This window comes from Oleiharenicola lentus (assembly GCF_004118375.1).
GTDB classification, from domain to species: domain Bacteria; phylum Verrucomicrobiota; class Verrucomicrobiia; order Opitutales; family Opitutaceae; genus Lacunisphaera; species Lacunisphaera lenta.
The window spans coordinates 570,921-596,432 of record NZ_SDHX01000001.1; the positions used below are offsets into that span (position 1 = coordinate 570,921).

A 25,512-nucleotide genomic window follows, 5' to 3' on the forward strand; every position below is an offset into this window, starting at 1 on the left:
TGTGGGGGCAAGGTTGCCAGCTTATCATTCGCCGAAACTACCGAAGACCACCGGCTTCCTCCGCCCTCTCGCGATGACAACAGTCCAGAAGCTGCAGGCATTTGGTATCAAATCGTATCAAAAAAACGCCCGCCGTCTGGCGGGCGTTACAGGAATCACTCGAACTTCCGGGTCTTCTTCCACGCGGGGCGGTCGGTGAAGGTGGGCTTTTGCGCCTCCTTTGACTCGTGCTGGCGGGCGAAGCCGAGGAAGGTGCGCATCTGGCGCGTCGAGAGACCGAGCGCGTCCTCGAGGATCCGGCCGGCGCGTTCCTTGGTGAGGCCCTCGAGCGCGGCGATGGTTTCGGCCTGGCGGTTCCAGTCGCCCGCGCGGTTGTAGGCGAGATCGAAGAGGCGCTTGGCCCGGTCGGCGATGGCCTTGTCCTTTTCCTCCAGCTGCGATCGCACGCCGCCGATGATCGTGGTCCAAGCCTCGTCGGGGAGGCCCTCGAGCATGAGCGGCAGCTTGACGATGAAGTCGTCGGCGCGTTTTTCGAGTTCGTCGGCGGAGTATTCGCCGGACTGCACGATGAAGTAGGCGAAGTTGGTGTTTTCCTCCCCGCCGGCATTGGCGCCCACGATGTAGCCGAGCTGCTGGCGGGTGCGAAGCTCGGAGTAGAAGGGCTCGCCCATGAAGTTGCCCAGCACGAGGGTGGCGGCCCGGATCTCGGGCGAGTCGTCGCCGAGCAGGTATTCCCGGCGGAAGGCGGAGTTGTTCACGAGCAGCTTCTCGTTCGTGCGGACCGACTCACCGGCGGACTGGGTGAGCAGGCGGCGGCGCAGGAGGTCGGCGTTGGCCACGGGCTGGCTCTTCAGCGCGGCGGCGAGCTGGCGGGCGTGGGCGATGGCGGCGTCGGCGGTGACGTTGCCGTGCACGAGGGCCTCGAGCTTGCCGCGGGCATAAAGTTTTTTCGCGAAGGCCCGGACGTCGGCCAGCGTGATCTTTTCCGCCACGGGCAGCTGCTCGTCGGGGCGGAAGTGGAACTCGCGGATGGCGGCGCGGCGGGTCTCCGTCAGGATCAGGTAGGCGTCGCCGCGGGGGAAGTTGGCGAGCTCGCGCAGCAGCCGGTCCTTGAGGGCGGCAAAGCGCTCGTCAGGCAGGGAGAAGTCCACGAGGTTGGCGGCGATGGCATCGAGCAGACGCGGGGCGGAGGCATCGTAACCGTCCACGGCGAGCTCGACGCCTTCCAGCGCGGCGTTGAAGGCGAAGTTCAGCCCGGCTTCGCGCGCGGTGTAGGCGGTCTCGTTGAGCGACTCGCGGATGCAGGCCTCGTAGAAGCGGAGCAGCACGGAGGTTTCCAGCGAGGCGAGCGAACGGGGCAGACGAAAGCGATAAACTTCGGCGGCCATCGGGCGGAGGAATTCGGTGTCTTGGGCGTAGTAGAGGCTGAGCGCGGGTTCGTCGATGAGCTGCACGGGCTGGGTAGGCAGCACGGCGGCGCTGGCGGGAATGAAGGGATTGGGCTTGGGCAGCTGGATGGCGGCGACGTCGGGCGGGTTGAGCAGCGCCTGATAGGCCGGGCCGGTGTCCTCGGTGTAGCTGTATTTCGTGCCATAGTAGGGCTCGGTCTTGTCGGTGGCCACGCCCTTGGCGGTGAGCACAGCGAGCAGGTTGTCGGGCCGCAGGTGGCTGAGGATCAGGCGGTAGGTTGCGGGGTCTTCCTTGAGCCAGAGCCAGGGCACACGGTCGGCGACTTCGAGCGGGTAGTCGCGGATGAGGTTGGCCAGCTGCACGGCGCGGTCGGCGCCTTCGCCCTTGTCGCGGAAGGTCTCGTCGAGCCGGGCCAGGGTCGCGCGTTCTTGGAAGAGATGCGACGGATAGCCGGCCGCGCGCAGGCGTTGGAAGGCGGCGAACACGAGCTCGAGCACGCGCGGGTATTTTTCCAGGCCGGCAGGCGTGAGGCTCACGCTGACGTTGAACGAGCTGAACTCGTTCGCACCCGCCTCGACGCCGGCGCCAAGCGCGGTCGCCAGCCCCTCGGCCTTGAGCGCGGAGAGCAGGCTGCCCTCACCCTCGTGCCCGAGGATGAAGCCGACGAGCACGTCGGACTTGCCGGCCCAGAATTTCCTCGTGCCGGGCAGCGGGAATTCAAGCGTGAGCTGGCGCAGGTCCTTGACGGGCTCCATGCGCACGAGCCGCAGCGCGGCCTTGGGCGGCAGGTAGTCGGCAGGGTAGGCGATGGGGGTGAGTTTCCGGTTCTCGATCGGGGAGAAATGGGTGCGCGCCCACGCCTCGAGCTGGTCGAGGCCGGCCTTGCCCGCGAGGGCGAGCGTCATGGTGTTGGCGCTGTAGTGCGCGCGGTAGAAGGCGAGGAGCTCCTCGCGCGTCGTGCCGCCGAGCGTGTCGCGGCTGCCCGTGCTAAAATGGTTGGCCGGGTGGCCGGCGCGGTAGAGGGAGTTGCGCAGCTGGTATTCGCGCCAGAGGTCGTTCTCGAGGTTTTTCTGGTTCTCGGAGTTCACGGCGTTCATCTCGCGGTCGGTGAACTCCGGCGTGAAGAGCGGGGCGATGAAGAACTGTGCGAGGCGGTCGAGCGCACCCTCGAAGGCCTCGTGACGGATCTCGAACATGTAGTTGGTGTGGTCGCCGGCGGTGTAGGCGTTGTTGTAGCCGCCGTTGGCGCGGAGGTAATTGCCGTAGTCGGCCTCGTCGGGGTATTTCTCCGTGCCGAGGAAGAGCATGTGCTCGAGGAAGTGCGCGAGACCCTGGCGGTTCGCGGGGTCGCTGTAGGAGCCCACGCCGACGGCGAGCGACGCGGAGGACTTGTTGAGCTTCGGATCGGAAAGCAGGATGACCTTGAGCCCGCTATCGAGCGTGAAGGTGCGGTAGGCGGCCTCGTCGTTGGGCGCCTGCGGGCGGGGCGGGATATCGGCGGGCGCCGCAGCGCGCAGAACCGGAAGAAGCACGAGCACCAGCAAAAGAACGGGGGCGAAGAATCGTTTTAGCATGGGTAAGGAACGGGTTGATTGGAGCCGAACCTAATACGGGTTCCGCGAGGATGCCAACAGGACAAATGGTGCCTCGACGGGATGGGCGGCGAGGGACCGGATAGGTAGCGGCGCTCTATGAGCGTCGTTCTTCAAGGCACGGCGGCCATAGACCGCCGCTACAGCGGATGAAGCGTGGCTCGACTTGGTGGACGCGTCCGGTTTGGGTGCGGCGCATTCTCATGCTCAGTCGCCTTTTTCGCCGATTCGCCACCACCTGTCCGCCCGCCGGACGGGAACTCGGGCTGTTGCGGGAGCACGAGGACATCGCCAAACGTCACGCCCGCGTGCACGCGGCCTGGGCGCCACATCTGGCAGAAAGTCGCAAGACCATCTTGGAAACCGCCGGGCGGTGTCCGCAGCGCCGGCGCGCGCTGGTCATCGGCGCGGGTGATTGCCTCGATGTGCCGGTGGCGGGACTGGCGAAGCTTTTCGGCGAGATCGTGCTTGCCGACATCGTCACCAGTGCCGAGGTGCGGCGCTGGGAGAAAAAGCTCCGCGGCCGCGTGTGCGGCGTGAACTGGGACGCCAGCGGCGCGCTCGCGACGCTGGCCGCCGTGCGCGAGACCGTGACGGCAGGCGAGGCGCCGGAAATCTTTGCCCGCGCTGATCCGGGCCCGCCGCCGGGCGGCGAGGCGGATTTCATTGTGTCGGCCAATTGCATCTCGCAACTCGGCCTCGTGCCCGGGCACTCATTGCCGGCGCAGGCGAAGGACAAGGCGTTACCCGAGCGCTGTGCGAAGGCGGCGGCAAAGCGGCACCTCGATTGGCTGAAGGCGCGCCCTGGTGTGCGTCTGCTCCTCGCCGACGCCGCGCGATTCGACCTCAGCCCCGACGGGAAACAGCTCAAGAAGGAGACCCTGCACGAGCGCTTCGGCCTGCCGAAACCCGACCGCACCTGGCGCTGGAACCTCGCCCCGATCCCCGAATGGTCGCCCGACTTCCACCGCGTGCACGACGTGGGGGCGTGGGTGTTCCAACCGACAGCTCCCTGACGTTTGTAACGTAATACGTTACATGTCTTCGGAGCGGTCGAAATTCCCATTAATGGATTTGGCAGGGAGGAGTGTCGTAATAGATTGAATCCGCATCAGGGTTCCCTCCATCGCGATATCCCATGCCTCCGCCTGATCCGGAAATTGCCCGTTGGTTTGCCGAGGAAGTGCAGCCGCACGAGGCGGCGCTGCGGGCATGGCTGCGCAGCCGGTTTCCCACGCTCAAGGATGCGGACGACCTCGTGCAGGAATCCTACACCCGGCTGCTCAGGACGCGGAGAACCGGTTCCATCGCCTGCGCCCGGGCCTTCCTTTTTGTCACGGCGCGCAACCTGGCGCTGAACCAGTTGCGCCACCTGCGCCACGAACGGCCCGAGGGGATCACTGAATTGGACGCCTCGGGGGTCTTGGATGAGCGCACGGCAATCCCAGAATCGGTGGCCCGTGCCGAGGATCTCCAGCTTTTGATCCATGCCATCCAAGCCCTGCCCGACCGCTGCCGTCAGATCATGACGCTGCGGAAGATCTACGGCTTTTCCCAGCGGGAAGTTGCCCAGCGGCTTCATATTTCCGAGCACACGGTTGAGGCGCAGGGAGCCATCGGTCTCCGCAAGTGCATCGAGTATTTTCGACGCAACGGTTACAGTCGTGGCTTTCGCCCATGAGCACCGATTTTCCATCTCCCGAAGGAGCCGACCCGGTTGCCCAAGCAGCTGCCGAGTGGGTTTTGCGTCATGACCGCGGCTTGGCTGCGGTCGAGCAGGATGAGTTTTCCCAGTGGCTAGCGGCCGATCCGCACCACAGCTCCGCCTGGGCCGAGCATCGCTGGGGATGGGAAGAATTCGACCGGCTGGCTGGCTTGCAGACCTCGATGCATGCCGTGTCCGATCCCAATCTGCTTGTTTCGCAACGCCGCGTGGCGCCGCACGCTCGGATGGCGGTGGCGCTGGCAGCGGTGGTCGTGGTGGCGGTCGGAGCTTTGCTCTATTTCCGTCCTGTCCTGACCGAGGCGCCACCGGAACCGACGCCGGTCAGTTCACTCGCCCTCATCGAGCAGCGTGAGCTGCCGGACGGCTCGGTCGCAGTATTGAACAGGGGAGCCATCGTTACGGAGCACTACTCTGTCGGGACGCGGCGCGTGCGGCTTGAGCGGGGTGAGGCTCATTTCAAGGTGGCCAAGGACAGCGCGCGTCCATTTCTGGTTGAGATCGGAGGGGTGACTGTGCGGGCGGTCGGCACGGCCTTCAATGTCCGGCTCGATCCGGCTTCAGTCGAAGTGTTGGTGACCGAAGGGAAAGTGGATGTGCAACACCGGAACCCCGCGGGCGTGCATCGCGAGGAACTGCTCAATCTCTCGGTGGGGGAGCGCACAGTCGTCTCGTTGGCCCCGGCACCCCCTCCTCCGCAAGTGGCGGTCGTGCCGCCAGCGGAAATCGAGGCCCGGCTGGCTTGGCAACCGCGCCTACTGGACTTCACCAACGCGCCACTGTCGGAGATCGTGGCCGAGTTCAACCGGCGCAACCCGGTGCGCCTGTCCTTGCGCGATCCTGCGTTACGAGGGATGCGGCTCAGTACAACCTTCCGCTCCGACAATGTCGAGGGCTTTGTCCGCCTGCTGAGGTCGGATTTCGACGTCAATGTCGAATGGCGAGGTGATGGTGACATCATCCTGAGCTTGGTGAATCAGGATGGCCGTTGAACGTTCGGTGGACCCCAATCCTGTGGCTTGTGCGGGCCAGTCGTCATCAGTCCCTTTTTTCGCCACACCTCCCAACTCTTGCGTCTCAATGCGTCCGATCTTCTGCCTGCTTGTATCCTCCCTCCTCCTTCCCCTCTTGCTCCGCGCCGACGACGGTTACCGCCTCTGGCTGCGCTACGACCCCATCCCTGATGCGTCGCTGCGCCAAGCCTACACCGGCGCCATCTCCGAGATCGTCATCCCCGAGAACCCGCGCCCGCTCGTCGCCTCCGCGCGCGATGAGCTCGTCGCGGGCCTCCGCGGTCTGCTCGGGGCCGACATCCCGGTCGTCACCAAGGCCACGCGCGACAACGCCCTCATCCTCGGCATCCCGCGCGACCCGTGGATCGCTGCCGTCGTCAACGAGGCCGATCTGCGCGAAGCCGGTGTCGAGGGCTACGTGCTCCGCCGCATCGCCCACGAGGGCGGCCACCGCACGCTCATCGTCGCCAACCGCGATTCCGGCCTGCTCTACGGCGCCTTCGCCCTGCTCCGCCATCTCCAGTCGCACCAGTCGCTCGACAACCTGAACGTCATCAGCGCGCCGAAGATCCAGCGCCGCCTCCTCAACCACTGGGACGACATGAACCGCCACGTGGAGCGTGGCTACGCCGGCTTCTCGCTCTGGGAATGGTTCTACCTGCCCGAGATCCGCGACCCGCGCTACCGCGACTACGCCCGCGCCCTCGCCTCAATCGGCCTCAACGGCACGGTCATCACCAACGTCAACGCCAACGCACAGATCCTCACCGCGCCCTACCTCGCCAAGGTCGCCGCGCTCGCGCAGGAGTTCCGTCCGTGGGGCGTCCGCATCTACCTCACCGCCCGCTTCAGCGCGCCCATCGAGATCGGCGGGCTCAAGACCGCCGACCCGCTCGACCCCGCCGTCGCCGCCTGGTGGCAGGGAAAGGTCGCCGAGATCTACCGCACCATCCCCGACTTCGGCGGTTTCCTCGTGAAGGCCAACTCCGAGGGCCAGCCCGGCCCGCAGGATTACAAGCGCACGCACGCCGACGGCGCCAACATGCTCGCCGACGCCGTGCAGCCCTACAACGGCATCGTGATGTGGCGCGCCTTCGTCTATTCGCCCGACAACAACGACGACCGCGTGAAGCAGGCCGTCACCGAGTTCGCCCCGCTCGACGGCAAGTTCCGCCAGAACGTCATCGTGCAGATCAAGAACGGTCCGCTCGACTTCATGCCGCGCGAACCCTTCTCGCCGCTCTTCGGCGCGATGCCCAACACCCGCCTCGCCGCCGAGTTGCAGATCACGCAGGAATACCTCGGCCAGTCCATCGACCTCGCCTTCCTCGCCCCGATGTGGCGCGAGGTCCTCGACGCCGACACCTATGCGAACGGCAAGGGCACGACCATCGCCTCCATCGTGGACGGCTCCGCCAAGCTTCAGCACCCGTCCGTCATCGCCGGCGTCGCCAACACCGGCACCGACCGCAACTGGACCGGCCACCTGCTCGCGCAGGCCAACTGGTATGCCTTCGGCCGCCTCGCGTGGGACCACCAGCTCTCCTCCGAGAAAATCGCCGACGAGTGGACGCGCCTGACTTTCGGTCACGACGACACCGCTGTCTCGACCATCAACAAGATGCTCCTTGGCTCGCGCGAGACCGTCGTGAATTACTCGATGCCGCTCGGCCTGACGCACATTATGGCCGAAGGCCACCATTACGGACCCGGTCCGTGGGTGGACAAGCTCGGCCGCGCCGACTGGACCTCCGTTTATTATCACAAGGCCGACGAGAAAGGCCTCGGCTTCGACCGCACCGCCACCGGCTCCAACGCCCTCGCCCAATACGCGCCCGAATGGCAGAAACTCTGGGGCAATGTCGAGACCTGCCCCGAGAACCTCCTGCTCTGGTTTCACCACGTGTCGTGGGACCACAAGATGAAGTCAGGTCGCACGCTCTGGGATGAACTCTGCCTCCGCTACCAGCAGGGCGTGGACGAGGTTCGCGCGCTCCGCCGCGACTGGGATTCGCTCAAGGGCCGCATCGACGAAGAACGCTTCACGCACGTCGCGCAGCGCCTCGCCCGCCAGGAGAAGGAGGCCATCAACTGGCGCGACTCATGCCTGCTCTACTTCCAGCAGTTCTCTAAGCGCCCGCTCCCCACCGGCGTCGAACCCGCCACTCACCCGCTCGAACACTACAAGCAGATCCTGCGCAACATGCCCGGTTTCTGACCGCATGTTCCGCAGCATCGGCCCGAATGCCTTAGAACGCGTCTAAAAAGCCTCCTGAGTTTGTCATTCTGAGCCGGGCGAAGAATCCATCAGGAGTATCGCCCCCCTGAAAACGCCTCGTTAATCCAACTGGATTCTTCGCTACGCTCAGAATGACAGACCTTTTTGGACGCCCTCTTAGCGGAAAGAACCCCGTGAGGTTTCTCTATAGTGTAACCCCACCTTAATCCCCATGCGTGCCATCTCGGCGTATATTCATCTCCCCCACAACTTCGTTCGGATAATCATCGTTGCACTGCTGCTGGTCGTGACCGCGGCAGGCGCTGATAGCGGTAGGAAGCACTTCGATCTGCCGGGGGGGGCGGCACCGGATATACTCAAGAGCTTTGCGAAACAGGCCGGACATGAGATCATGTTCTCAGACGAAGTGGTCGGCTCCGTAAAGACCAACACGGTGAAGGGCGAGTTCACTCCGAAGGAAGCCTTGGACCTGCTGCTGGCCGACACTGGACTGATCGCGTCGCAGGACACGAGGACAGGGGCCTTTGCGGTGAGGCGCGGGATGCCTAACCCGAATGCCGACCCAAACGGGGCAAGGGTGGCGTCAACCAGAAGCCAGGACGACCGCCCCGTTGAAACCAGTGGTTCGAAGGCGAAGGACGATATCGTGGTGCTTTCACCCTTCGAGGTGCGGGCGAGCGAGGACAAGGGTTATCATGCCGCCAACTCGGTCAGCGCGACGCGCGTCGCCGTGCAGATCAAGGATCTGCCGATGAACATCACCGCGCTGACCGACGAGTTCATCCGGGACCAGACGAGCTACGATCTCTACGACGTCGTGAAGTGGGCCGGCGTCCATCAGGACAACGTCTCGCAGAGCGGGTGGGTGCGCTGGAACCTGCGCGGTTTCACCAACACCGCCATCCAGCGCAACGGCATCACCACAAACTTTCGCTTCCTTGATCCCGCCAACATTGAGCGCGTCGAAATCGTGAACGGGCCGGCCTCGCTGCTCTACGGACAGTTGAATCCCGGTGGCATCATCAACTACATCACCAAACGGCCGCACCACAAGGCGGAGACCTCCCTCAGCGTTGCCGGCGGCAGCCACGCCTACAACCGGTTCCTGTTGGACACGACTGGCCCGCTGCCGGGCACAGATGGCAAGCTGCTCTACCGCGCGGTGGCGATGCGGGAAAACATCTCGCGCTTCTCCCAACTTGCCAAGGGGCACAAGCAGACGCTGGCCGCCGCCATGACCTGGCGCCCGACCCCGCGGATCACCTTCAATGCCGAGTTCGAGGAATTCCGCCGTGACGAGCCGAACACCCCCAGCTCGCTACTCATCGTCTACGTGAATGGCGTGGCCACGCTGCCTTATCCCGGTTTGCCTCGCAATTTCAGCTTCACCGGGCTTGGTGACTGGCAGGAATACGCCAGTCGCGCGTTCTCCGCCGACATGTCCGTCGCCCTCACCGAGGACATCCAACTCCGGGTCGCGTTCGAGCAGAGCAAGTTCCGGCAGGAGGATCGCATCACCGGGCAGGCTGGCACCGGTATCCTGTCACAAGCGGTCATTGATCAGTTTTATCCCCCGGGCACGCTTACGCCCAAGGATGCAATGTTCCGCCGCAACCGTTACGATCTGCAGGACGGCGACGAGCGCACCGGCCAGGTTGAACTCACTGGCAAGTTCCACCTCGGCGGCGTCCGCCTCACCCCCCTCATTGGCTACCGCAAGAACTTCCACACGGACACGCGGAATATTTTCAAAACCAACACGACCCTCGCGCCGTGGGACATGCGCAACCCGGCCACTTGGAACCGCATCGTGCCGTTCGGTCTGGATGCGCTCAACCTGAACTCCGACAGCAGCAGCTTTGCGGACAACGACTCCTATTATACGGTGCTGACCGCCGCGGCGTTCGATGAGCGGCTGCAAGTGCTCGCCGGCTACGGACGCTACAACGTCCACAGCTCGCCGGCCCGCAACAACATCACCGGTGTGCTGACTTCGCCGGACAGCAGCCGCTCCGCCAACGTGCCCCAGCTAGGAGCGCTGGTGCGGCTCACGCCGGGGGTTTCCGCTTTCGTTTCCTACAGCGAGTCTTTTCTCGCCAATACGGCGTTCCTGCGCGTCAACAGTGATGTGCGCACCGTCCCGGCCAAACCCTCGGTTGGCAAGGGCTATGAGGGTGGTTTCAAGGTGGAGTTGCTCGACGGTCGCGTCTCGGGCACCGTCACTTACTTTTCCACCAAGGCGAACCCCACCGCCGTGTTCGAGGTTTTCGGTGGCACCGCGCCCGACGGCCGCATGCTTTTCACGGACGTGCAGGGCGGATCCCAGAGAAGCAGCGGCATCGATGCTAACATGTTGTTGACGGTGGCCCCCGGAGCCCAGGTCTACATCAATTACAACCGCATCAAGGCCGTCTATGCAGAGCACCCCACCAATGCAGCCTTCAATGGCACCCGCTTGGTGGGCACGCCCGATGAGTCCTTCAACATCTGGGGCAAATACACGTTCGATGGCGGCGCGCTGAAGGGGTTCTTCTTCGGCGGCGGCGTCAGCTACGTGGGCAGCTTCGTCAGCCAAGCGAGCAATCCCGTTGTCAGCCGCATGCCGGGCTACACGACGTTTGACGCCATGGTCGGCACCAGTTTCACCGTCTTCCAGCATCCGTGGAAGGTGGACCTAACTGTGCGCAACGTCGGCGACAAGTTCTACTACGCCTCCGCCTCCAGCTTCGGCTCTCCCCGCCATGGCGTCGTCACGCTCAGCACCAAGTTCTGACGTGAAAGCAACCACAGCCACCCGGTCCGGTTTGGGCTTGCTGGGGAGCCTGCTGCTGGTGGCCGGGCTGACCGCCGCGGTCCCACGGGTCGCCGATCGAGACGTGCAAGCCATTGCAGACGGCTTTGCGGGCCGCCGGCTCGTGGCATTGGAAAGCATAATCCATGCGGAGCCCCCCGACAACCTGGGCGGCGGTTTTTTGGCGGACCAGATCAAGGCTCTCGCCCTGTTGCGGCAAGCCGAGCTGACCGGTGACCATACGCACGTGCCGGAGGCAAACGAGTTGCTGCTGCGATTTTGCCGCCAACTCGAGCAGCCCAACTGGTGGGGTCGGATTAACCATGGCGGCGGTCTGTTCGCGATGCGCGCGCTGATCACCTACGGTAACCGCCCCGACCTCCTCTTCCCGGCCACGGTCGCAAAGCTGCGCGATGGGCGTGAACCAGACGGACGTGTCATCCCCGGGCAATCCCTGAGGCACTTCCTGCCCGAGACCTGTTTCAACCGTCATATCCGCATCGGTCTCTACACGTGGCCGAAACCGTTCGAGGGAGCGGTGGGATACACCGAGAATCACCGACTGCAATACATGGTGCACGCCCTGTTGCTGTGCCAGATCTATGGTGACGAAACCTATACCCCGCCTGATGGTCCGCCCGCACCCCTGCGCAGCAAGCAGCCCGGGCAGCGGGATTTCTACGGCTATTGGCGGCAGGCCTTCTACGAATACCTCATCGGCTACCGGAAACCCCAAATCCCGATCGAGCCTTGGCAGTTCGAGGAATTCCGCCATTTCGACTGGGGCGTGACGGAGAAGGACGGGGCCACCTACTTGCACGTTTTTCTCGGTGATTTCTGGTTCCTGCGCGACCTTTCCGACGACCCTGTGCTGCGGACATACTGCGAAATGTTCATCGACCTCCTCCTTGCCGACTACGCTGAGGAAGCAATCCGCGGCGTCTATGCGGGGGCGCATGAGAACTCCGAGAAGCACACGAACCGCCTGCCGGGCCTCATGCACATTTTCAACCATCTGCTTTTTGACGACCTGCCCTACGTGCCCGCCGGACACGAATATTACGAGTGGGGAGCGTGGTCCTACCTGTCCTTGCTCACCACCGAATATCATCCCGGGCACCCCGACTTTCCCAAGGTGCTGATCGACTTGGCGGTAAACAAGCCCCGCGAGGGGTATCTTGTGCGCGAGGCGATCGCCGAGACCCGCGACGGACTACCGGGCAAACCGAAGGCGACTTGGGTCATGCCCGACCATGCACTCGGATTTGGAATCAAATCGTGGAACGGATGGGGCTACCACGCGGGAGGCGCCTATGTGGCCACACCGGGCGCGAAACTCGGCGACGTCGGGCTGGCCGTGATTCCCTTTGGTCTCAGTGACAACAACCAGTTCGACCTCAAATACAGCCTGATCTGCCCCATGCAGAGCGTGGTCGGGCGCGGGGCAGCCATCACCCAGAATGGCGTCGACCAGTTGCCCTCCAAGATATGGATCAAAGACGGCTTCACGGAAGATTTCCAATCCTTCCCTCCGTGGCTGTTCTTCTCCGCCCGCTCAAGCATCGGTCGCGAGGTATATCTTGCGATCCGCCCCGTCTTGGGCGGTTGGCAAGCTGATACGCCCCGGCAGCCTGGCACCACTATCCTCCAGTTCCGGGTGGCGCCGGGGGAAAGGCTGCCGGAGCTGGCCCACTCGAAGGTCCCGGCCGAGGGCTTGGGCCGGATCATCCGGTTCGAGCAGGCTTCCGACTTCCTCGTCTGGGAAATGGCCGACTCGGACCGCTTCACGTCTTTCGATGACTTCAAGCGCTCCGTCGTGGCGGCCTCCCTGTCGGTCGATGCCGAATCGGTCTCCTACACTTCGACCGCGGGCGAAAAATTGCGGTTTGATCGTTATGATTTCCGCCGGCACAGCGTGGACGGAAGGGTGATCGATTACGACGAATACCGTTACGTGATCCACAATCCGTGGGTGACTTGGCGCCAAGGAGCCAAGCGGGCCCGGATCGAACGCGGCGCGCGGGCGGCGGAATACGACTTCAATCCGGACGACTCCGGCATCTTTGTCGACCGCATGCCGGCCAAGACTGTTCGGCAATAGGAGGCGGCCGGGGGCCGCCGCGAGGACTTCTCGTGCGGGTGGGTGCCTCCTCCTTCGCCAAGGCCACGTAGGACAGGCCTTGTTCTTCAGGCGCCAAGGATCTTCTGGCGAAGATGCGTGCAACGGGCCTTTGATTCGACGTTGCGGACGGCCATGCCCCAGGCGGCGGGCTCGCCGACGACGAAGACCTTTTTCCGGCCGCGCGTGATGGCGGTGTAGATCAGGTTTCGCTGGAGCATCATGAAGTGGCCCTTGAGCAGCGGGATCACGACGACGGGATACTCGCTGCCCTGCGACTTGTGGATGCTGATGGCGTAGGCGAGCGCGACGTCGCCGAACTCGCCGCGCTCAAAGACGTGCTGCTCGCCGTCGAAGTCGGCGATGAGCGTGCCCTTCTGGAGGTCCGCGCTGACGACGGTGCCGATGTCGCCGTTGAAGAGGTTTTTGTCGTAGTTGTTTCGCAGCTGGATGAGCTTGTCGCCCGGGCGGTATTCGCCGCTGACGGTCTTGATGCCGCGGGCGTGGGGATTCAGCGCGGCTTGGAGCTGCGTGTTGAGGTTGGCGACCCCGGCCACGCCCTTGTGCATCGGCGCAAGCACCTGCACCTCGGCGATCGGATTGAACCAGTGGAGGTGTTGCGGGATGAACCGGGTGCACAGCTCGATCACTTTCGCGAGGCAGTCATCGGCGGAGGAGGCGGCGATGAAGTTGAGGTCGCTCCACGCCTGCGCCTTGCCGACTTCGCCCAGAATGGGCGGCGGCTGGCTGATGCCCTCGTTGATGGCGTGCGCGGTGGTGACGATGGCGCTCTCCTTGCCCTGGCGATAGACGAACTGGAGCCTCGTCACGGGAATGAGTGACGAGGCGGGAGACCGGAGACCGGAAACTGGAGGCCGGGAGAGTGTCTCTGCCTTTTGTAGGGTCGGTGCTTGCGTCGACCTAGCACCCGAGGTCGGCGCAAGCGACGACCCTACATGAATCAAATCCTTCAGCACGTTGCCGGCGCCGACGCTGGGGAGTTGGTCGATGTCGCCGACGAGCAGCAGGTGCGCGCGCACGGGCACGGCCTGGAGCAGGGCGGCGGCGAGACGCGTGTCGAGCATCGAGGACTCGTCCACAATGAGGAAATCGGTCGCCAGAGGCTTGGACTCGTTGTGCACGAAGCCGCCGCCAGCCGGGTCGTAGGCGAGCAGGCGGTGGATGGTGGACGCGAAGCCGCCGGTCGTTTCGGCGAGGCGCTGGGCCGCGCGACCGGTAGGGGCCGCAAGAGTGACGCGCGCCTTCTTGGCCTTCAGGATGTCCACAAGTGCGCGGAGGATCGTGGTTTTTCCCGTGCCGGGTCCGCCGGTGAGAATGGTGAACTTGTGCGCGAGAGCGTGGGAGATGGCGGCGGATTGCAGCGGGTGGAATTCGAAGCCGGCCTTGTCCTGCGCCCACTTCACGGCGGCGTCGATCTTGATGGCCGGCAGGCCGGAAGGCACGGCGTTGAGGCGCTGGACGACGGCGGCGATCTTGGTTTCGAAGCGGTCGTTGTGGGGCAACTGCACGACGGCGTCGTGCAGTTGTCGGTTATTGGTTGTTGGTTGAGGGTTATTGGATTCAGCACGCGATGCTTTTTCTCTCGGTCCTCCCTGATAACCCGCAGCTGATAACGAATAACTGGCACCATGCTGCACCAGCTCCTTCGCCGCGATCAGGGCGTCAATGCGGGCCTCGATGCGCTCGGCGGAGGTTTCGAGCATCGTGGCGGCGTGGGTCACGAGGTCGCCGCGCGGGAAGGCGGTGTGGCCCTCCTCCTCGAGCGTCTGCAGCGCGTAGATCAGGCCGGCATCGAGGCGGGGCGGGGCGTCGTTGGCGAAGCCGAGGTTGATGGCGAGGCGGTCGGCGGTCTTGAAGCCGATGCCGTCGATCTCGCGGGCGAGACGGTAGGGCTCGGCCGAGATGATTTTCTGCGCGGCGGCGTCCCACTTCTTCACGATGCGCACGCACTGGGCGGTGGTGACGCCGTAGGTCTGGAGAAAGATGTGCACTTCGCGCAGTGTGCGCTGTTCGTCCCAGGCCTGCTTGATGGAGGTGGCGCGGACCTTGCCGATGCCGGGGACCTTGCGGAGCTTGCTCGACTCCTCGCTGAGCACGCGGAAGGTGTCGGTGCCGAAGGCGTCCACGATCTTGTTGGCGTAAACCTTGCCGATGCCCGGCACGAGGCCGCTGCCGAGGTATTTGCGGATGCCGTAAACGGAGGAGGGCAGCTCGCTCTTGAACGTGACGACCTTGAACTGTGCGCCGTGCTGGGCGTGCTTGGTCCATTCGCCGGTGAGCTGGAGCGTCTCGCCGCACTGCACGCCGGGCAACGGGCCGGTGATGGTGACGCGGGCGTCGGCGCCCTTCACGCCGTCGGGCTTCAGCTCCGCGATGGTGTAGTGGTTCTCCTCGTTGAAGAAGATGATGCGCTCGAGGACGCCGGTCAGGGTTTCTGCAGGGGGGGCCGCCACGGATGACACGGATAAGCACGGATGGGGGGAAGGGAAGCGCGGAACAACGTTCTCGCCAAGCAAGCCCGCGCGGAGCGCGAGCTCCACCTTGAGCCGGATTGACCGGACACGACCGGCACGACAAGTTGCCGCCGATGCAAAACCAGACCTGGATCTATGCGGCGGCGGGCTACGATGTGGCGTTGGCCATGTTCCACCTGGGTTTCTGGAGGCTGTTCCGCTGGAGGGAGGAGCTGCCCAAGCTGCACCCGGTGAACCGCGGGGTCATGCAGGTGCTGAACATCATGCTGATGGCGTTCCTGCTGTTGCTGGCGGCGGTGCTGGTCCTGAATGCCGCGGAGCTCACGACGACTGCGTTGGGCCGACTGTTGCTGGGCGGTTTGACCGCCATGTGGGTGCTGCGCGCGATGCTGCAGCCGTTGTTCTGGAAAGAAGTCCCGAAGGCGACCAACGCCGCCTTCATCTGCCTGTTCATGCTGGGGGCCGGGTTGCATGCGCTGGCGTTCGGGCCGGGGGCGTGACGGAGCGGGCATAAAAAAGCCCGCCGGGGTGCGGCGGGCCGAAAGAAGCGGGCGAATCAGGGAGCGGCCGGCTTGGCAGCGGCCTTGGTTTCCTCGACGAGTTTCTGGATCTTCGGCATCAGGCTCTGCTGCATGCCTTGGATCAGGGGCATCATCTGGGCCATGACCTGCGGCTGCTTCGCCATCATGGACTGACCCTCGGAGGACTTGAAGAACGCGACCATGGCCTTGAGCTCGGCCTCGCTGTAAACGGAGGCGTAGATTGCGTCCATCTTGCCGATCATGGCCTTGGCCTCGCTCATGGAGAGATCGAGGATCTTGCCCTGCAGCTCCTCGGCCTGCTTGATCTGCTCGGGGGTGGCCGAGGCGGGCAGACGGGTCTGCTGGGCGGCCATCTGTTTCATCTGGGCGGCCATGCCGTCGAACATCTTGTCGGCCTGCATGGCACTGATGGCTTCGCGGGCGAGGGCCAGCTTGGCGGCGTTGTCGTCGGCGAATGCCGCCGGGGAGAGGGCGAGCACCGCGATAAGGAGGAGGGATTTTTTCATGGGGGGTGGCAACAGGCCGGCGGGTGGCCCCACGCCGGTGAGTGAAAGCGGAGGTTGCGGCCTAAACGGGCGTGCTGCAACCTCCGAACCGCACAAGCACCATGCTGTATTTCGAGGATCTCAAGCCGGGAGACCGCTTCAACACGCCGGAGCACACCGTGACGGAGGAGGAGATCGTGGAGTTTGCCCGGCGTCACGACCCGCAGCCGTTCCACACCGATGCCGAGGCAGCCAAGGGCACGTTTTTCCGCGGTCTCGTGGCCAGCGGCTGGCACACGGCGGCGGTCAGCATGGGCCTGATGGTGCGCGGCGAGATGCCGCTCCGCGACGGGGTCATCGGCCAGGGCGTGGACAACCTGCGGTGGCCGCGCCCCGTCAGACCCGGCGACCGCCTGCGCGTGGTCATGGAGGTCGCGGGCCTCGAACCGCACCCTGTGCGCCTGGGTTTCGGCAACCTGCTCCTGCGCTGCCGCACGCTCAACCAGGACGGCAAGGCCGTGCAGGAAATGACGGCGAACCTGCTGATCGCGCGCCGGCCCTCCGCCTGATTTTATGCCAATGCTCGCCACACTCCTCACGGGCCTCGTCGCCCTCCTGCACCTCTGGTTCCTCGTGCTGGAAATGTTCCTGTGGACGAAGCCGCTCGGGCGCCGCGTGTTCAAGCTGACCGAGGAAAAGGCGCAGCTCACGAAGGCGCTCGCGGCCAACCAGGGGCTATACAACGGATTTCTCGCCGCGGGGCTGGTGTGGGGGCTTTGGCTGGGCGCGGATGGCCAGGCGATCCGGGTGTTCTTTCTGGGCTGCGTGATCGTGGCGGGGGTGTTTGGTGCGGCGACGGTGGGGCGGAAGATTTTGTTCGTGCAGGCGCTGCCGGCGGCCGTGGCGTTGGGGTTGACGTGGGTAGCCTGAGGATTGGGGGAGCGCGCGCGTCTCGACGGATCTGTTGCCATCGGTTGCCGGGTCCGGTTACCGACTTCGACGATCCTCGCTGTTCTGCGGACCGACGCTTGCAGCGACTGGCGTCATCGCGCATCATCGCATGCCATGCTCGTCCTCAACACCCTGGCGCCGGTCTTCCTGCTCATCGCGGCCGGCGCGGCGATGCAGGCGACGAAGCTGGTGTCGGCGGATTTTTTGAAAGAGGCGAATCGCGTCACCTACTGGCTGGGCCTGCCCGCGCTGCTCTTCTCGCAGCTCGCCGGTTCCTTCCGCGACGCGGCGGGTGCGGGCGCGATGTTCACGGTCATGCTGGCCGCCACGCTGCTCGTGACGGCGGCGGCCTACGGGGTGGCTGCGCTGCTGCGCGTGCCGGGCGCGGCGCTGGGGACCTTCGTGCAGGGCGGGTTTCGCGGCAACCTGGCCTTCGTGGGCCTGCCGGTGATTTTTTCGCTGCCCGACGCGCCGCTGGCGTGGGGCGTGTCGGCGCGCACGGCGGCGGTGCTCACGGTCGCGCCGATGATGGTGTTCTACAACGTGGCCGGCGTGGTCGTGCTGCTGCTGAGCCAGCACCGGCTGGGCTGGGGCATGGTGAAACCGTTCGTGAAACAACTCATCACGACGCCCCCGTTGCTTGCGACGCTCGCCGGCATCGGCTGGGCGCTCGCGGGCTGGACGCTGCCGGCGGCGGTGGACAAGGCCTTCTCCGCGCTCGGCGAGATGGCGCTGCCGCTCGGCCTGCTTGGGGTGGGCGGCTCGCTCGTGGCGGTGAAGCTCGGTGCCACGTGGCGCCGGCCGCTGGGATCCGCACTGGTGAAGACCGCGCTCGCGCCGGTGCTCGGCTGGGTGGTGGGCCGCGCGCTCGGCCTCGGCGCCGCCGAACTCAAGCTCGTGCTCATCCTCCTGGCCTGCCCCACGGCGATTGTCTCCTACACAATGGCCCTCGAGCTGAAAGGCGACGAGTCCCTCGCCGCCGGCACGATCTCCCTGAGCGTGCTCACGTCGCTGGTCTCGCTGGCGGTCATCGTAGGCTGGTTCTGAACCAGCCTGCCCCATAACTCCATCAGTGCACCAGAAACGCCAATGTTCGTAATACGAACATTGGGGCCGGTGGCTTGCTCCGGCTATTGACCAAGCAACGGACTTTTCCCCTCTGAAAAGGCGTCAGCGTGCAGGTCGGGGAAGGAGGGGCGAAATGGCCAATGTTCGTAATACGAACATTCGGGTTGGAGTGAGGGTCGGGTGGATTCGCGGGGGGAGGCGAAGGGGTTGGGAAAAGAAAAAGGCGGGATCAGTGATCCCGCCTTGGAGCGGTTGGGCGGAGGGGGTGGTCCGACGCTGTTTTAGGGGATGCGCAGCTCGGTGCCGATGCGGAGGGTGCCGGTGGGGCCGAGTTTTTCGGCGTTGGCGGTGTAGATCTCCTGCCAGCGGGCGGCGGTGCCGTAGTAGCGCTGGCTGAGGCGCGAGAGGGAGTCGCCGGCAACCACGACGTGCGTGCGGGCACCGGGGGGCGTGACGGGCACGGTGACCGACGCCGGGGCGCCGGGCGTGCGGGCGAGCGCGGTCTTGAGCTGGTAGTTTTCCTGCGCGAGGACGGCGTTGGCGCCGCGGAGCTGCTCGACGAGGGCGCGGGTGCTGACGGTTTCGCCGGCGGCCTGGCTGCTCGTGCGCTGGAGGGCGGCGAGGGTCTCGTTCAGACGGGTCAACTCGGCCTGGGTCGAGGCGACCTGGCTTTCGGCCGCGGTGAGGCGGGTGGTGAGGGCGTCGCGTTCCTGCGCAAGCGTGCCGGCGGTGGCGGCCTGTTCGGCGGACGAGGCGGCGGCGGACTTCAGCTGCTCCAGCTGCGCATTCAGCGCGGCGAGCTGCTCGTCGAGCGCGCGCTTCTGTGCCGTCGTGGCTTCCTGTTCGCGCTGGAGCAGGGCGTATCCGCGCAACGCGGTGGTGAGCTTGCCTTCGGTTTCGGCGAGGCGTTTCTGCAGGTCGGAAGCGTCGGCGGCGGGTGCGGTTTCGGCCGGGGCAGGGGTCGGGGCGCTCGCGGCCGCGGCGAGGCGGGCCTCGGTGTCGCCCAGCTGGCGGCGGGCGTCGGCGAGCTGGCCCTCGAGCTCGGCGACGCGACCGGCGAGGTTCGGGTAGGTCGGGCCGCGACGACGGCTTTCCGCCTCGGCGAGCTTCGTCTCAAGATCGCGCACCTTGTCGGTCAGGTCGGGATAAGCCGGCTTGGCCTTGCGGGCGGCGGCGAGCTGGGACTGGAGGTCCTCGATCTGGCCGCGGCTGGCGCCGAGATTCTTTTCGAGCGAGTCGTTGCGGGTCTCGAGTTCCTTCACGCGGCTGGCGGCGGACGAGGCGTCGCGCAGCTGCCGGCCGGAGTCGGCGAGCATCTTCTGCATCCGCTCGCGGTCGTCTCGCAACCGGGTGAGTTCCTGGTCGAGTTCCGCCACCTTGCCGGAAAGGTCGGGATAAGCCGGGGCCTTGGTCTCGCTGCGGGCGGCGGCCAGCGCGGTTTCGAGGTCCTTCACGCGGCCGGAGAGGTCGGGGTAGTTCGGGGCGACGGGCTTGGCGGCGACCTGTTCCTTGAGGCCGGCCACCTGGGTGCGGAGCTGGGCGAGTTCGCTCTCGGAGGTGTCGAGTTGGCGGCGAAGCGAGGTCTTGTCGGACTCGAGCAGCTTTACGCTGGCCTGCAGGTTGGTGCGCTCGCGCTGGGCGGCGGCATTGGCGCTGCGGAACTCCTCAAACTCGCGGGCGAGGGAAAGGCGGGCCTGTTCCGCGGCGCCGGCCTTTTGCTGGGCGGCGATCAGATCGCGTTCCAACTCGGTGACCTTGCCGGAAAGATCAGGATACGCGGGCTGGGCGTTGCCGGCGGTCTTGAGCGCAGCCTCCAGTTCGGCCACCCGGGCGCTCAGGTCAGGATAAGCCGGCCGGGCGTTTCGGGCGGTGGTGAGCGCCGCTTCAAGTTCGGCGACCTTGCCGCTGAGATCGGGATAAGCCGGGGCCGCGTTGCGCGCGGCGGTGAGCTCGGATTCCAGGCTCGTGACGCGATCGCGCAGATCCGGGTAGCCGGGCGCGGCGGGTTTGGCGGCAAGGGCGTCGTTGGCCTTGGCGAGCGCGCTCTTGGTGACGTCGAGTTCGCGGGTGAGCGTGCGCTGCGCCGACTCGGCCTGGCGGGATTGCTCCTCCAGTTTGCGCCGGGCATCCTGTCCGGCGTCGTCCTTCGCCTTGGCCAGGGCGGCGAGTTGCTGTTCCAACTCAGCGACCTTGCCTGAGAGGTCGGCGTAGGCGGGCTGGGCGTTGCGGGCGGTCGAGAGCGCGGATTCCAGTTCGGCGACCCGACCGGAGAGATCCGGATAAGCCGGCGCCTTGGGCTCGCGGGCGGCGGCGAGGGCGTTTTCCAATTCCTTCACGCGGTCGCTCAGGTCGGGGTAGGCCGGAGCGGCCGGCTTGGCGGCGAGCTGTTCGCGCAGGCCGGCGAGCTGGGTGCGGAGCTGGGCGGCTTCGTTGCCGGCGGTCTCGGCCTGGCGGCGGAGGGAGGCTTTGTCGGACTCGAGCAGTTTCACGCTGGCCTCGAGGTTGGTGCGGTCGCGCAGTGCGCCGGCGGTGGAGGTCTTGTATTCGTCGAACTGGCGGGCCAGGGCGTCGCGGGATTTTTCGGCCTCGGTGCGGGCCTCGGCGAGCGTGGTGGTCTCGCGCTGGCGCAGGGCGGCCTCGGCGGTGAGGGCGGCGACGCGGGCCTCGAGGTCGCGGGTCTTCGGCGCGGCGGCGAGGGCGGACTCCAGCTCGGCCACCTTGGCGCGCAGGTCGGGATAGGCCGGGGCGGCGGGCTGGGTGGCGAGAGCGTCGTTGGCCTTGGCGAGGGCGGCCTTGGTGGCGTCCACCTCGCGGGCGAGGTTGCGCTGGGCGTTCTCCAATTCACGGACCTGCCCGCGCAGATCCGGGTAGTTGGGCTGGGCGTTGCGGGCGGTGGCGAGCTGTTGTTCCAATTCGCCCACCCGGCCGCGCAGGTCCGGGAAGGCCGGTTTCGCGGCGACCTGGGCTTCGAGTTCCTTCACGCGGGGGCTCAGATCGGGATAGGCGGGTTTCGCGTTGCGGGCGGCGACAAGGGCGGTCTCGAGTTCGGCGACCCGGGCCGTCAGATCCGGATAAGCGGGCTTGGCGGATTTCGCCGCGGTGAGCTGCTGTTCCAGTTCGCCCACGCGGTTGCGCAGATCCGGATAAGCCGGCCGGGCATTTTGGGCGGCGGTCAGGGCGCCTTCGAGTTCCTTCACGCGGCCAGAGAGGTCGGGATAGGCCGGCCGGGCGTTGCGCGCCGCGGCGAGCGCGGTCTCCAGCTCGGCGACCTTGTCCGCGAGGTTGGGATAGGCGGGGCGGGCGTTCTGGGCCGCGGTGAGTTGCTGCTCGAGTTCGGCGACGCGTTTGCGGAGGTCCGGGTAGGCGGGCGCGGGAGCGGGTGCGGGCTGGGCGGCCTGCTGCTCGAGGACTGCGAGGCGGTTTTTCGCGCCCTCGAACTCGCGAGCCAGCGCGTCGCGGGTCTGCTCCGCGGCACGGAGCCGGGCTTCGGCGGCGGCCTTTTCGTCGGCCACGCGATTGAGCGTCCCCTCGACCTGTTCGCCAAAGGCCCGGGCGGTTTTCAGGGAATTTTCCAGCGCGGTCTTTTCGTCGGTGATGCGGTTGAGGGTTTTCTCCACCTCCTCGCCAAAGGCGCGGGCGGTCTGGAGTTCGGCGCGGGTGGCTTGCAACTCGCGGGTGCGCTGGTCGAGCGCGGTGTTGTCGATCGTGGGCCGGGGGGCGTTTTGGGCCGCGGCCAGGGCCTGGCGGGCGCGTTGCAACTCGGTCTGGGCGGAGGCGGCGTTTTGCGCGAGGCGCTCCCGGTCGGCGCGCAGGGCGGAGACTTCGGCCGTCAGCTCGGTGGTGCGGCGGACGAGGGCCTCGCGCTCGGCCTCGGGATTCGCCGGGGCCGGAGCGGGGGTCGGCGCGGCCACGGGAGCGGGGGCGGATTTGGCGGGAGCGGCCGGCTGGGTCGTCCCCGCCGTCGGGGCCGGTGTGCTGGCCGGGCGAACGCCGAGCACGACCCGGCGTTCCTCGAGGCGGGTTTCGCCAGCGGCGATGGCGCCGCGATCGAGATTGGCGAGCAGGGAGTCGAGGGCTCGGCCGCGCGCGCCGTTATCGCGCGCGAGCGAGAGCCACACGAAAGCCTCGATCGGGTCGGCGGCGACTCCGCGACCCTCGGCATAGGCGAGGCCGAGATTGTATTGGGCGATGCCGTTGCCGCGTTCGGCCTTGGCGCGAAGGGAGGCCACCTCGGCGCTATCCTGGGCCAGGGTGGGGGTGACGGCGAGGGAGGCGGCCAGCAGGGCCGTCGTGAAACAAAAAGTCTTCTTCATGCGGCGGGCAGTGGGTGCACAGGCAGAATTGGCGGAAGCAACCGGCCCTGCAAGCCCGCCGTGTAAAAACTGCGGTCGGGCCAACGCCAAACATTTGCCGTGGCCGCGCCGGGATCAGGCTTTCGTGCGCGCGACGGCGGCCTGCCACCCGGCGCGGAGACGTTTCACGCGTGCGGGGTTTGCCGAGGGGCGGAAAGTGCGGTCGGCGGACCAGAGGGCGGCGATTTCGGCGCGATTTTTCCAGAAGCCCACCGCAAGGCCGGCGAGGTAGGCGGCGCCGAGGGCGGTGGTCTCGGTCGTGCGCGGGCGGACGACTGGCACGCGGAGCAGGTCGGACTGGAACTGCATGAGCGCGTTGTTCACCGTCGCGCCGCCGTCCACGCGGAGTTCGCGGAGTTTGTGGCCGCAATCGGCCTGCATGGCGCCGAGCAGGTCGGCGCTCTGGTAGGCGATGCTCTCGAGCGCGGCGCGGGCGAGGTGACCGGCGGTGCTGCCACGGGTGAGGCCGGTCACAATGCCGCGCGCGTCGGCGTCCCAATGCGGCGCACCGAGGCCCGCGAACGCGGGCACGAGATAGACGCCCCCGTTGTCGGGCACGGTGGCCGCGAGTTTCTCCACGTCGGACGAACGCGCGATGACACCGAGGCCGTCGCGCAGCCACTGGACGACGGCGCCGCCGATGAACACGGAGCCCTCGAGGGCGTATTCGATCTTGCCGCCGAGGCGCCACGCGATGGTGGTGAGCAAATTGTTCTTCGAGGCGACGGGCCGGTCGCCGGTGTGCAGGAGCAGGAAGCAACCGGTGCCGTAGGTGTTCTTGGCCATGCCGGGTCTCCAGCAGGCCTGGCCGAAGAGGGCGGCTTGCTGGTCGCCCGCGATGCCGCCGATGGGCACGCCGCGCAGGGCGGGCACGCTGGTGACTTCGCCGAAGAGGCCGCTGCTGTCGCGCACCTCCGGAAGCACCTCGCGCGGGATGTGCAGGATTTTCAGGAGCTCCGGGTCCCAGTCGGCGGTGCGGAGGTTGAGGAGGAGCGTGCGCGAGGCGTTTGAGACATCGGTGGCGTGGACGCGTCCGCCGGTGAGTTGCCAGAGCAGCCAGGTGTCCACGGTGCCGAAGGCGAGTTCGCCGCGTCCGGCGCGTCGGCGGGCGCCGGGCACGTGGTCGAGCAGCCAGGCGAGCTTGGTGCCGGAGAAATACGGGTCGAGGAGCAGGCCGGTCTTTTCCCGGAAGAGCGGTTCGAGGCCGGCGCGTTTGAGTTTCGCGCAGAGGCCGGCGGTTCGCCGGTCCTGCCAGACGATGGCGCGGTGAAGCGGCCGGCCGGTGCGACGGTCCCAGAGGAGGGTGGTTTCGCGCTGGTTGGTGAGGCCGAGCGCGGCGACGTCGCGGGCCGTGAGGTTGGCCTCGGCCAGGGCGGCGAGGGCGGTGCGGCGGGTGGATTCCCAAAGGTCGCGCGGGTCGTGCTCGACCCAGCCGGGCTGCGGAAAATGCTGGGCAAACTCCTGCTGGGCGGAACCGCGGGCGCGGCCGCGGCGGTCGAAGACGATGGCGCGCGACGAGGTCGTGCCTTGGTCGAGGGCGAGGACGCAGCGGGGCATGGGAGTAAACGAAACCTGAAGCTTGAAACCTGAGACCTGAAAATGGAGGCGGATCAGTTTTTGCCGGATGCGGCCGGCGGGGACGGGGACGGATCGTCGTTTTCGAAGAGGCTGCCCGAGGACACGGGAGCGGTGCGCCAGTTGAACGCGATGGTCAGCATGCGCGTGACGAAGGTGAGCGTGACGGTGGCGATGGCCGAGACGTTGGCCGACCAGCCGAGCGTGACGGTGCAGAAGAGGAAAACCACGGCCCCGGCGAGGGCGATGAGGAAGTAGAACTGGCCCGGCTTGAAGAGCAGCGGCTCCTCGCGGCAGAGCAGGTCGCGCAGCACGCCGCCGCCCACGGCGTTGACGAGCCCCACGAGGATGGCGGCCGGCGGGGCGAGGCCGGCGAGCAGGGATTTTTGCACGCCAAAGGCCGCGTAGGCGCCGAGGCCGAGGGCGTCCACGATCACGATGAGCCGGGCGAAACGGTGGATGCGTCCGCCGAGCACCACGCCGCAGACGGCAGCGAGCACGACGGCCTCCAGGTAGCGGGAATTGGTGAGCAGGGGGGTGGGGCCGACATCGAGGAAGAGGCCGTCGCGGATCAGGCCGCCGCCGAGGCCGGTGACCAGCGCCAGGGCGAGCACGCCCACGATGTCGTAGTGGCGCTTGATGGCGGCGAGCGCGCCGGAGAGCGCGAACGCGAAGGTGGCGCCGAGGTCGAACAGCACCGGCAGGGCAAAACCGCCCGAGAGCGCGGTCGCGGTGCTGCTCATGGCTGCTTCGCGGGCTGGGCCGGCGGAGCGGCCTTCGGCTTGGGCGTTGGTTCGAAGGTCACTTCCTTGGAGGCGGCGGCGATGTCCTTCATCGCCTCGTCGATCGCGGCGCGGTCCGCGGCGGAGTCCTTCACGACGGCCTGGCCGGTGGAGAAATCCACGGTCTTGCGCTCCGTCTGCGGGCCCAGCACGACCGGCTCCTGCGGCGGCCGCACGGTCTGCGTGCCGGCGGACGGAGGTTCGGGCGAGAGGTTGCGCGTGACCGGAGCGGGTGCGGCACGGTTTTTCGCGCGACGGTCGATCACATACCAGAGCACGAAGCCCATGGCGCCGACGAGCAGAGCGAGCAGGACGATGATTTCCTTGGAGCGACGCATGACGGGAATCTAGCGCAGCCGGCGGAACCGGCGCCAG

The 25,512-nt window shown here is 66.5% G+C and carries 17 protein-coding genes; 10 read left to right on the plus strand and 7 right to left on the minus strand.

Features of this window, described 5'->3' with window-relative positions; genetic code table 11:
* Positions 1–155: 155 nt before the first annotated feature.
* Complete coding sequence (locus ESB00_RS02330) at positions 156–2,984, minus strand: insulinase family protein (protein ID WP_129046118.1); 2,829 nt, start codon at positions 2,982–2,984, stop codon at positions 156–158.
* Between the two features lie 221 nt (positions 2,985–3,205).
* On the opposite strand from ESB00_RS02330, the gene ESB00_RS02335 reads away from it, so the two are divergent.
* The 6 genes from ESB00_RS02335 to ESB00_RS02360 all read left to right on the plus strand — a co-directional run bounded on the left by ESB00_RS02335 (position 3,206) and on the right by ESB00_RS02360 (position 12,869).
* Entirely contained in the window at positions 3,206–4,018 is an 813-nt protein-coding gene (locus tag ESB00_RS02335) for a hypothetical protein (protein WP_129046119.1), read from the plus strand.
* 122 nt (positions 4,019–4,140) lie between these two features.
* Positions 4,141–4,683 carry an RNA polymerase sigma factor gene (locus ESB00_RS02340; RefSeq protein ID WP_129046120.1) on the plus strand — a complete coding sequence of 181 codons (543 nt, stop codon included), beginning with the start codon at positions 4,141–4,143 and terminating at the stop codon, positions 4,681–4,683.
* Entirely contained in the window at positions 4,680–5,717 is a 1,038-nt protein-coding gene (locus ESB00_RS02345; protein WP_129046121.1) for a FecR family protein, read from the plus strand. The genes ESB00_RS02340 and ESB00_RS02345 overlap by 4 nt, the downstream gene beginning before the upstream one ends.
* A gap of 88 nt (positions 5,718–5,805) precedes the next feature.
* Complete coding sequence (locus ESB00_RS02350) at positions 5,806–7,956, plus strand: alpha-glucuronidase family glycosyl hydrolase (protein ID WP_129046122.1); 2,151 nt, start codon at positions 5,806–5,808, stop codon at positions 7,954–7,956.
* A 412-nt stretch (positions 7,957–8,368) separates the two neighbouring features.
* Positions 8,369–10,750, plus strand: a complete 2,382-nt coding sequence (locus ESB00_RS20085) for a TonB-dependent siderophore receptor (protein ID WP_164975989.1) — start codon at positions 8,369–8,371, stop codon at positions 10,748–10,750.
* A gap of 1 nt (position 10,751) precedes the next feature.
* Positions 10,752–12,869, plus strand: a complete 2,118-nt coding sequence (locus ESB00_RS02360) for a hypothetical protein (RefSeq protein ID WP_129046124.1) — start codon at positions 10,752–10,754, stop codon at positions 12,867–12,869.
* Positions 12,870–12,955: 86 nt separating this feature from the next.
* Here the strand turns inward: ESB00_RS02360 and ESB00_RS02365 are convergent, their stop codons facing one another.
* Positions 12,956–15,361, minus strand: coding sequence for an AAA family ATPase (locus tag ESB00_RS02365; protein ID WP_246026397.1), 2,406 nt, complete (start codon positions 15,359–15,361; stop codon positions 12,956–12,958).
* A 134-nt stretch (positions 15,362–15,495) separates the two neighbouring features.
* Between ESB00_RS02365 and ESB00_RS02370 the strand changes: the two genes are divergently transcribed.
* Complete coding sequence (locus ESB00_RS02370) at positions 15,496–15,882, plus strand: hypothetical protein (protein WP_129046126.1); 387 nt, start codon at positions 15,496–15,498, stop codon at positions 15,880–15,882.
* Between the two features lie 56 nt (positions 15,883–15,938).
* Here ESB00_RS02370 and ESB00_RS02375 read toward each other — a convergent pair whose 3' ends face one another.
* Positions 15,939–16,430: a DUF2059 domain-containing protein gene (locus tag ESB00_RS02375; protein WP_129046127.1), complete on the minus strand. Its 492-nt coding sequence runs from the start codon at positions 16,428–16,430 to the stop codon at positions 15,939–15,941.
* Positions 16,431–16,501: 71 nt separating this feature from the next.
* On the opposite strand from ESB00_RS02375, the gene ESB00_RS02380 reads away from it, so the two are divergent.
* The 3 genes from ESB00_RS02380 to ESB00_RS02390 all read left to right on the plus strand — a co-directional run bounded on the left by ESB00_RS02380 (position 16,502) and on the right by ESB00_RS02390 (position 18,407).
* Positions 16,502–16,978 (plus strand): MaoC family dehydratase, encoded by a 477-nt coding sequence (locus tag ESB00_RS02380; protein WP_218938663.1) that lies wholly within the window; start codon positions 16,502–16,504, stop codon positions 16,976–16,978.
* A gap of 10 nt (positions 16,979–16,988) precedes the next feature.
* On the plus strand, positions 16,989–17,339 hold the full coding sequence (locus tag ESB00_RS02385) for a DUF1304 domain-containing protein (RefSeq protein ID WP_129046128.1): 351 nt from the start codon (positions 16,989–16,991) through the stop codon (positions 17,337–17,339).
* Positions 17,340–17,474: 135 nt separating this feature from the next.
* On the plus strand, positions 17,475–18,407 hold the full coding sequence (locus tag ESB00_RS02390; protein ID WP_129046129.1) for an AEC family transporter: 933 nt from the start codon (positions 17,475–17,477) through the stop codon (positions 18,405–18,407).
* Positions 18,408–18,709: 302 nt separating this feature from the next.
* Here ESB00_RS02390 and ESB00_RS02395 read toward each other — a convergent pair whose 3' ends face one another.
* From ESB00_RS02395 to ESB00_RS02410, 4 genes are all read right to left on the minus strand, one after another.
* Positions 18,710–22,741, minus strand: a complete 4,032-nt coding sequence (locus tag ESB00_RS02395) for a LysM peptidoglycan-binding domain-containing protein (RefSeq protein WP_129046130.1) — start codon at positions 22,739–22,741, stop codon at positions 18,710–18,712.
* Positions 22,742–22,855: 114 nt separating this feature from the next.
* Entirely contained in the window at positions 22,856–24,337 is a 1,482-nt protein-coding gene (glpK, locus tag ESB00_RS02400; protein WP_129046131.1) for a glycerol kinase GlpK, read from the minus strand.
* A 53-nt stretch (positions 24,338–24,390) separates the two neighbouring features.
* Positions 24,391–25,098, minus strand: coding sequence for a trimeric intracellular cation channel family protein (locus ESB00_RS02405; protein WP_129046132.1), 708 nt, complete (start codon positions 25,096–25,098; stop codon positions 24,391–24,393).
* Positions 25,095–25,475, minus strand: coding sequence for a hypothetical protein (locus ESB00_RS02410; RefSeq protein ID WP_129046133.1), 381 nt, complete (start codon positions 25,473–25,475; stop codon positions 25,095–25,097). Before ESB00_RS02410 ends, ESB00_RS02405 begins: the two co-directional genes overlap by 4 nt.
* Between the last annotated feature and the right edge of the window lie 37 nt (positions 25,476–25,512).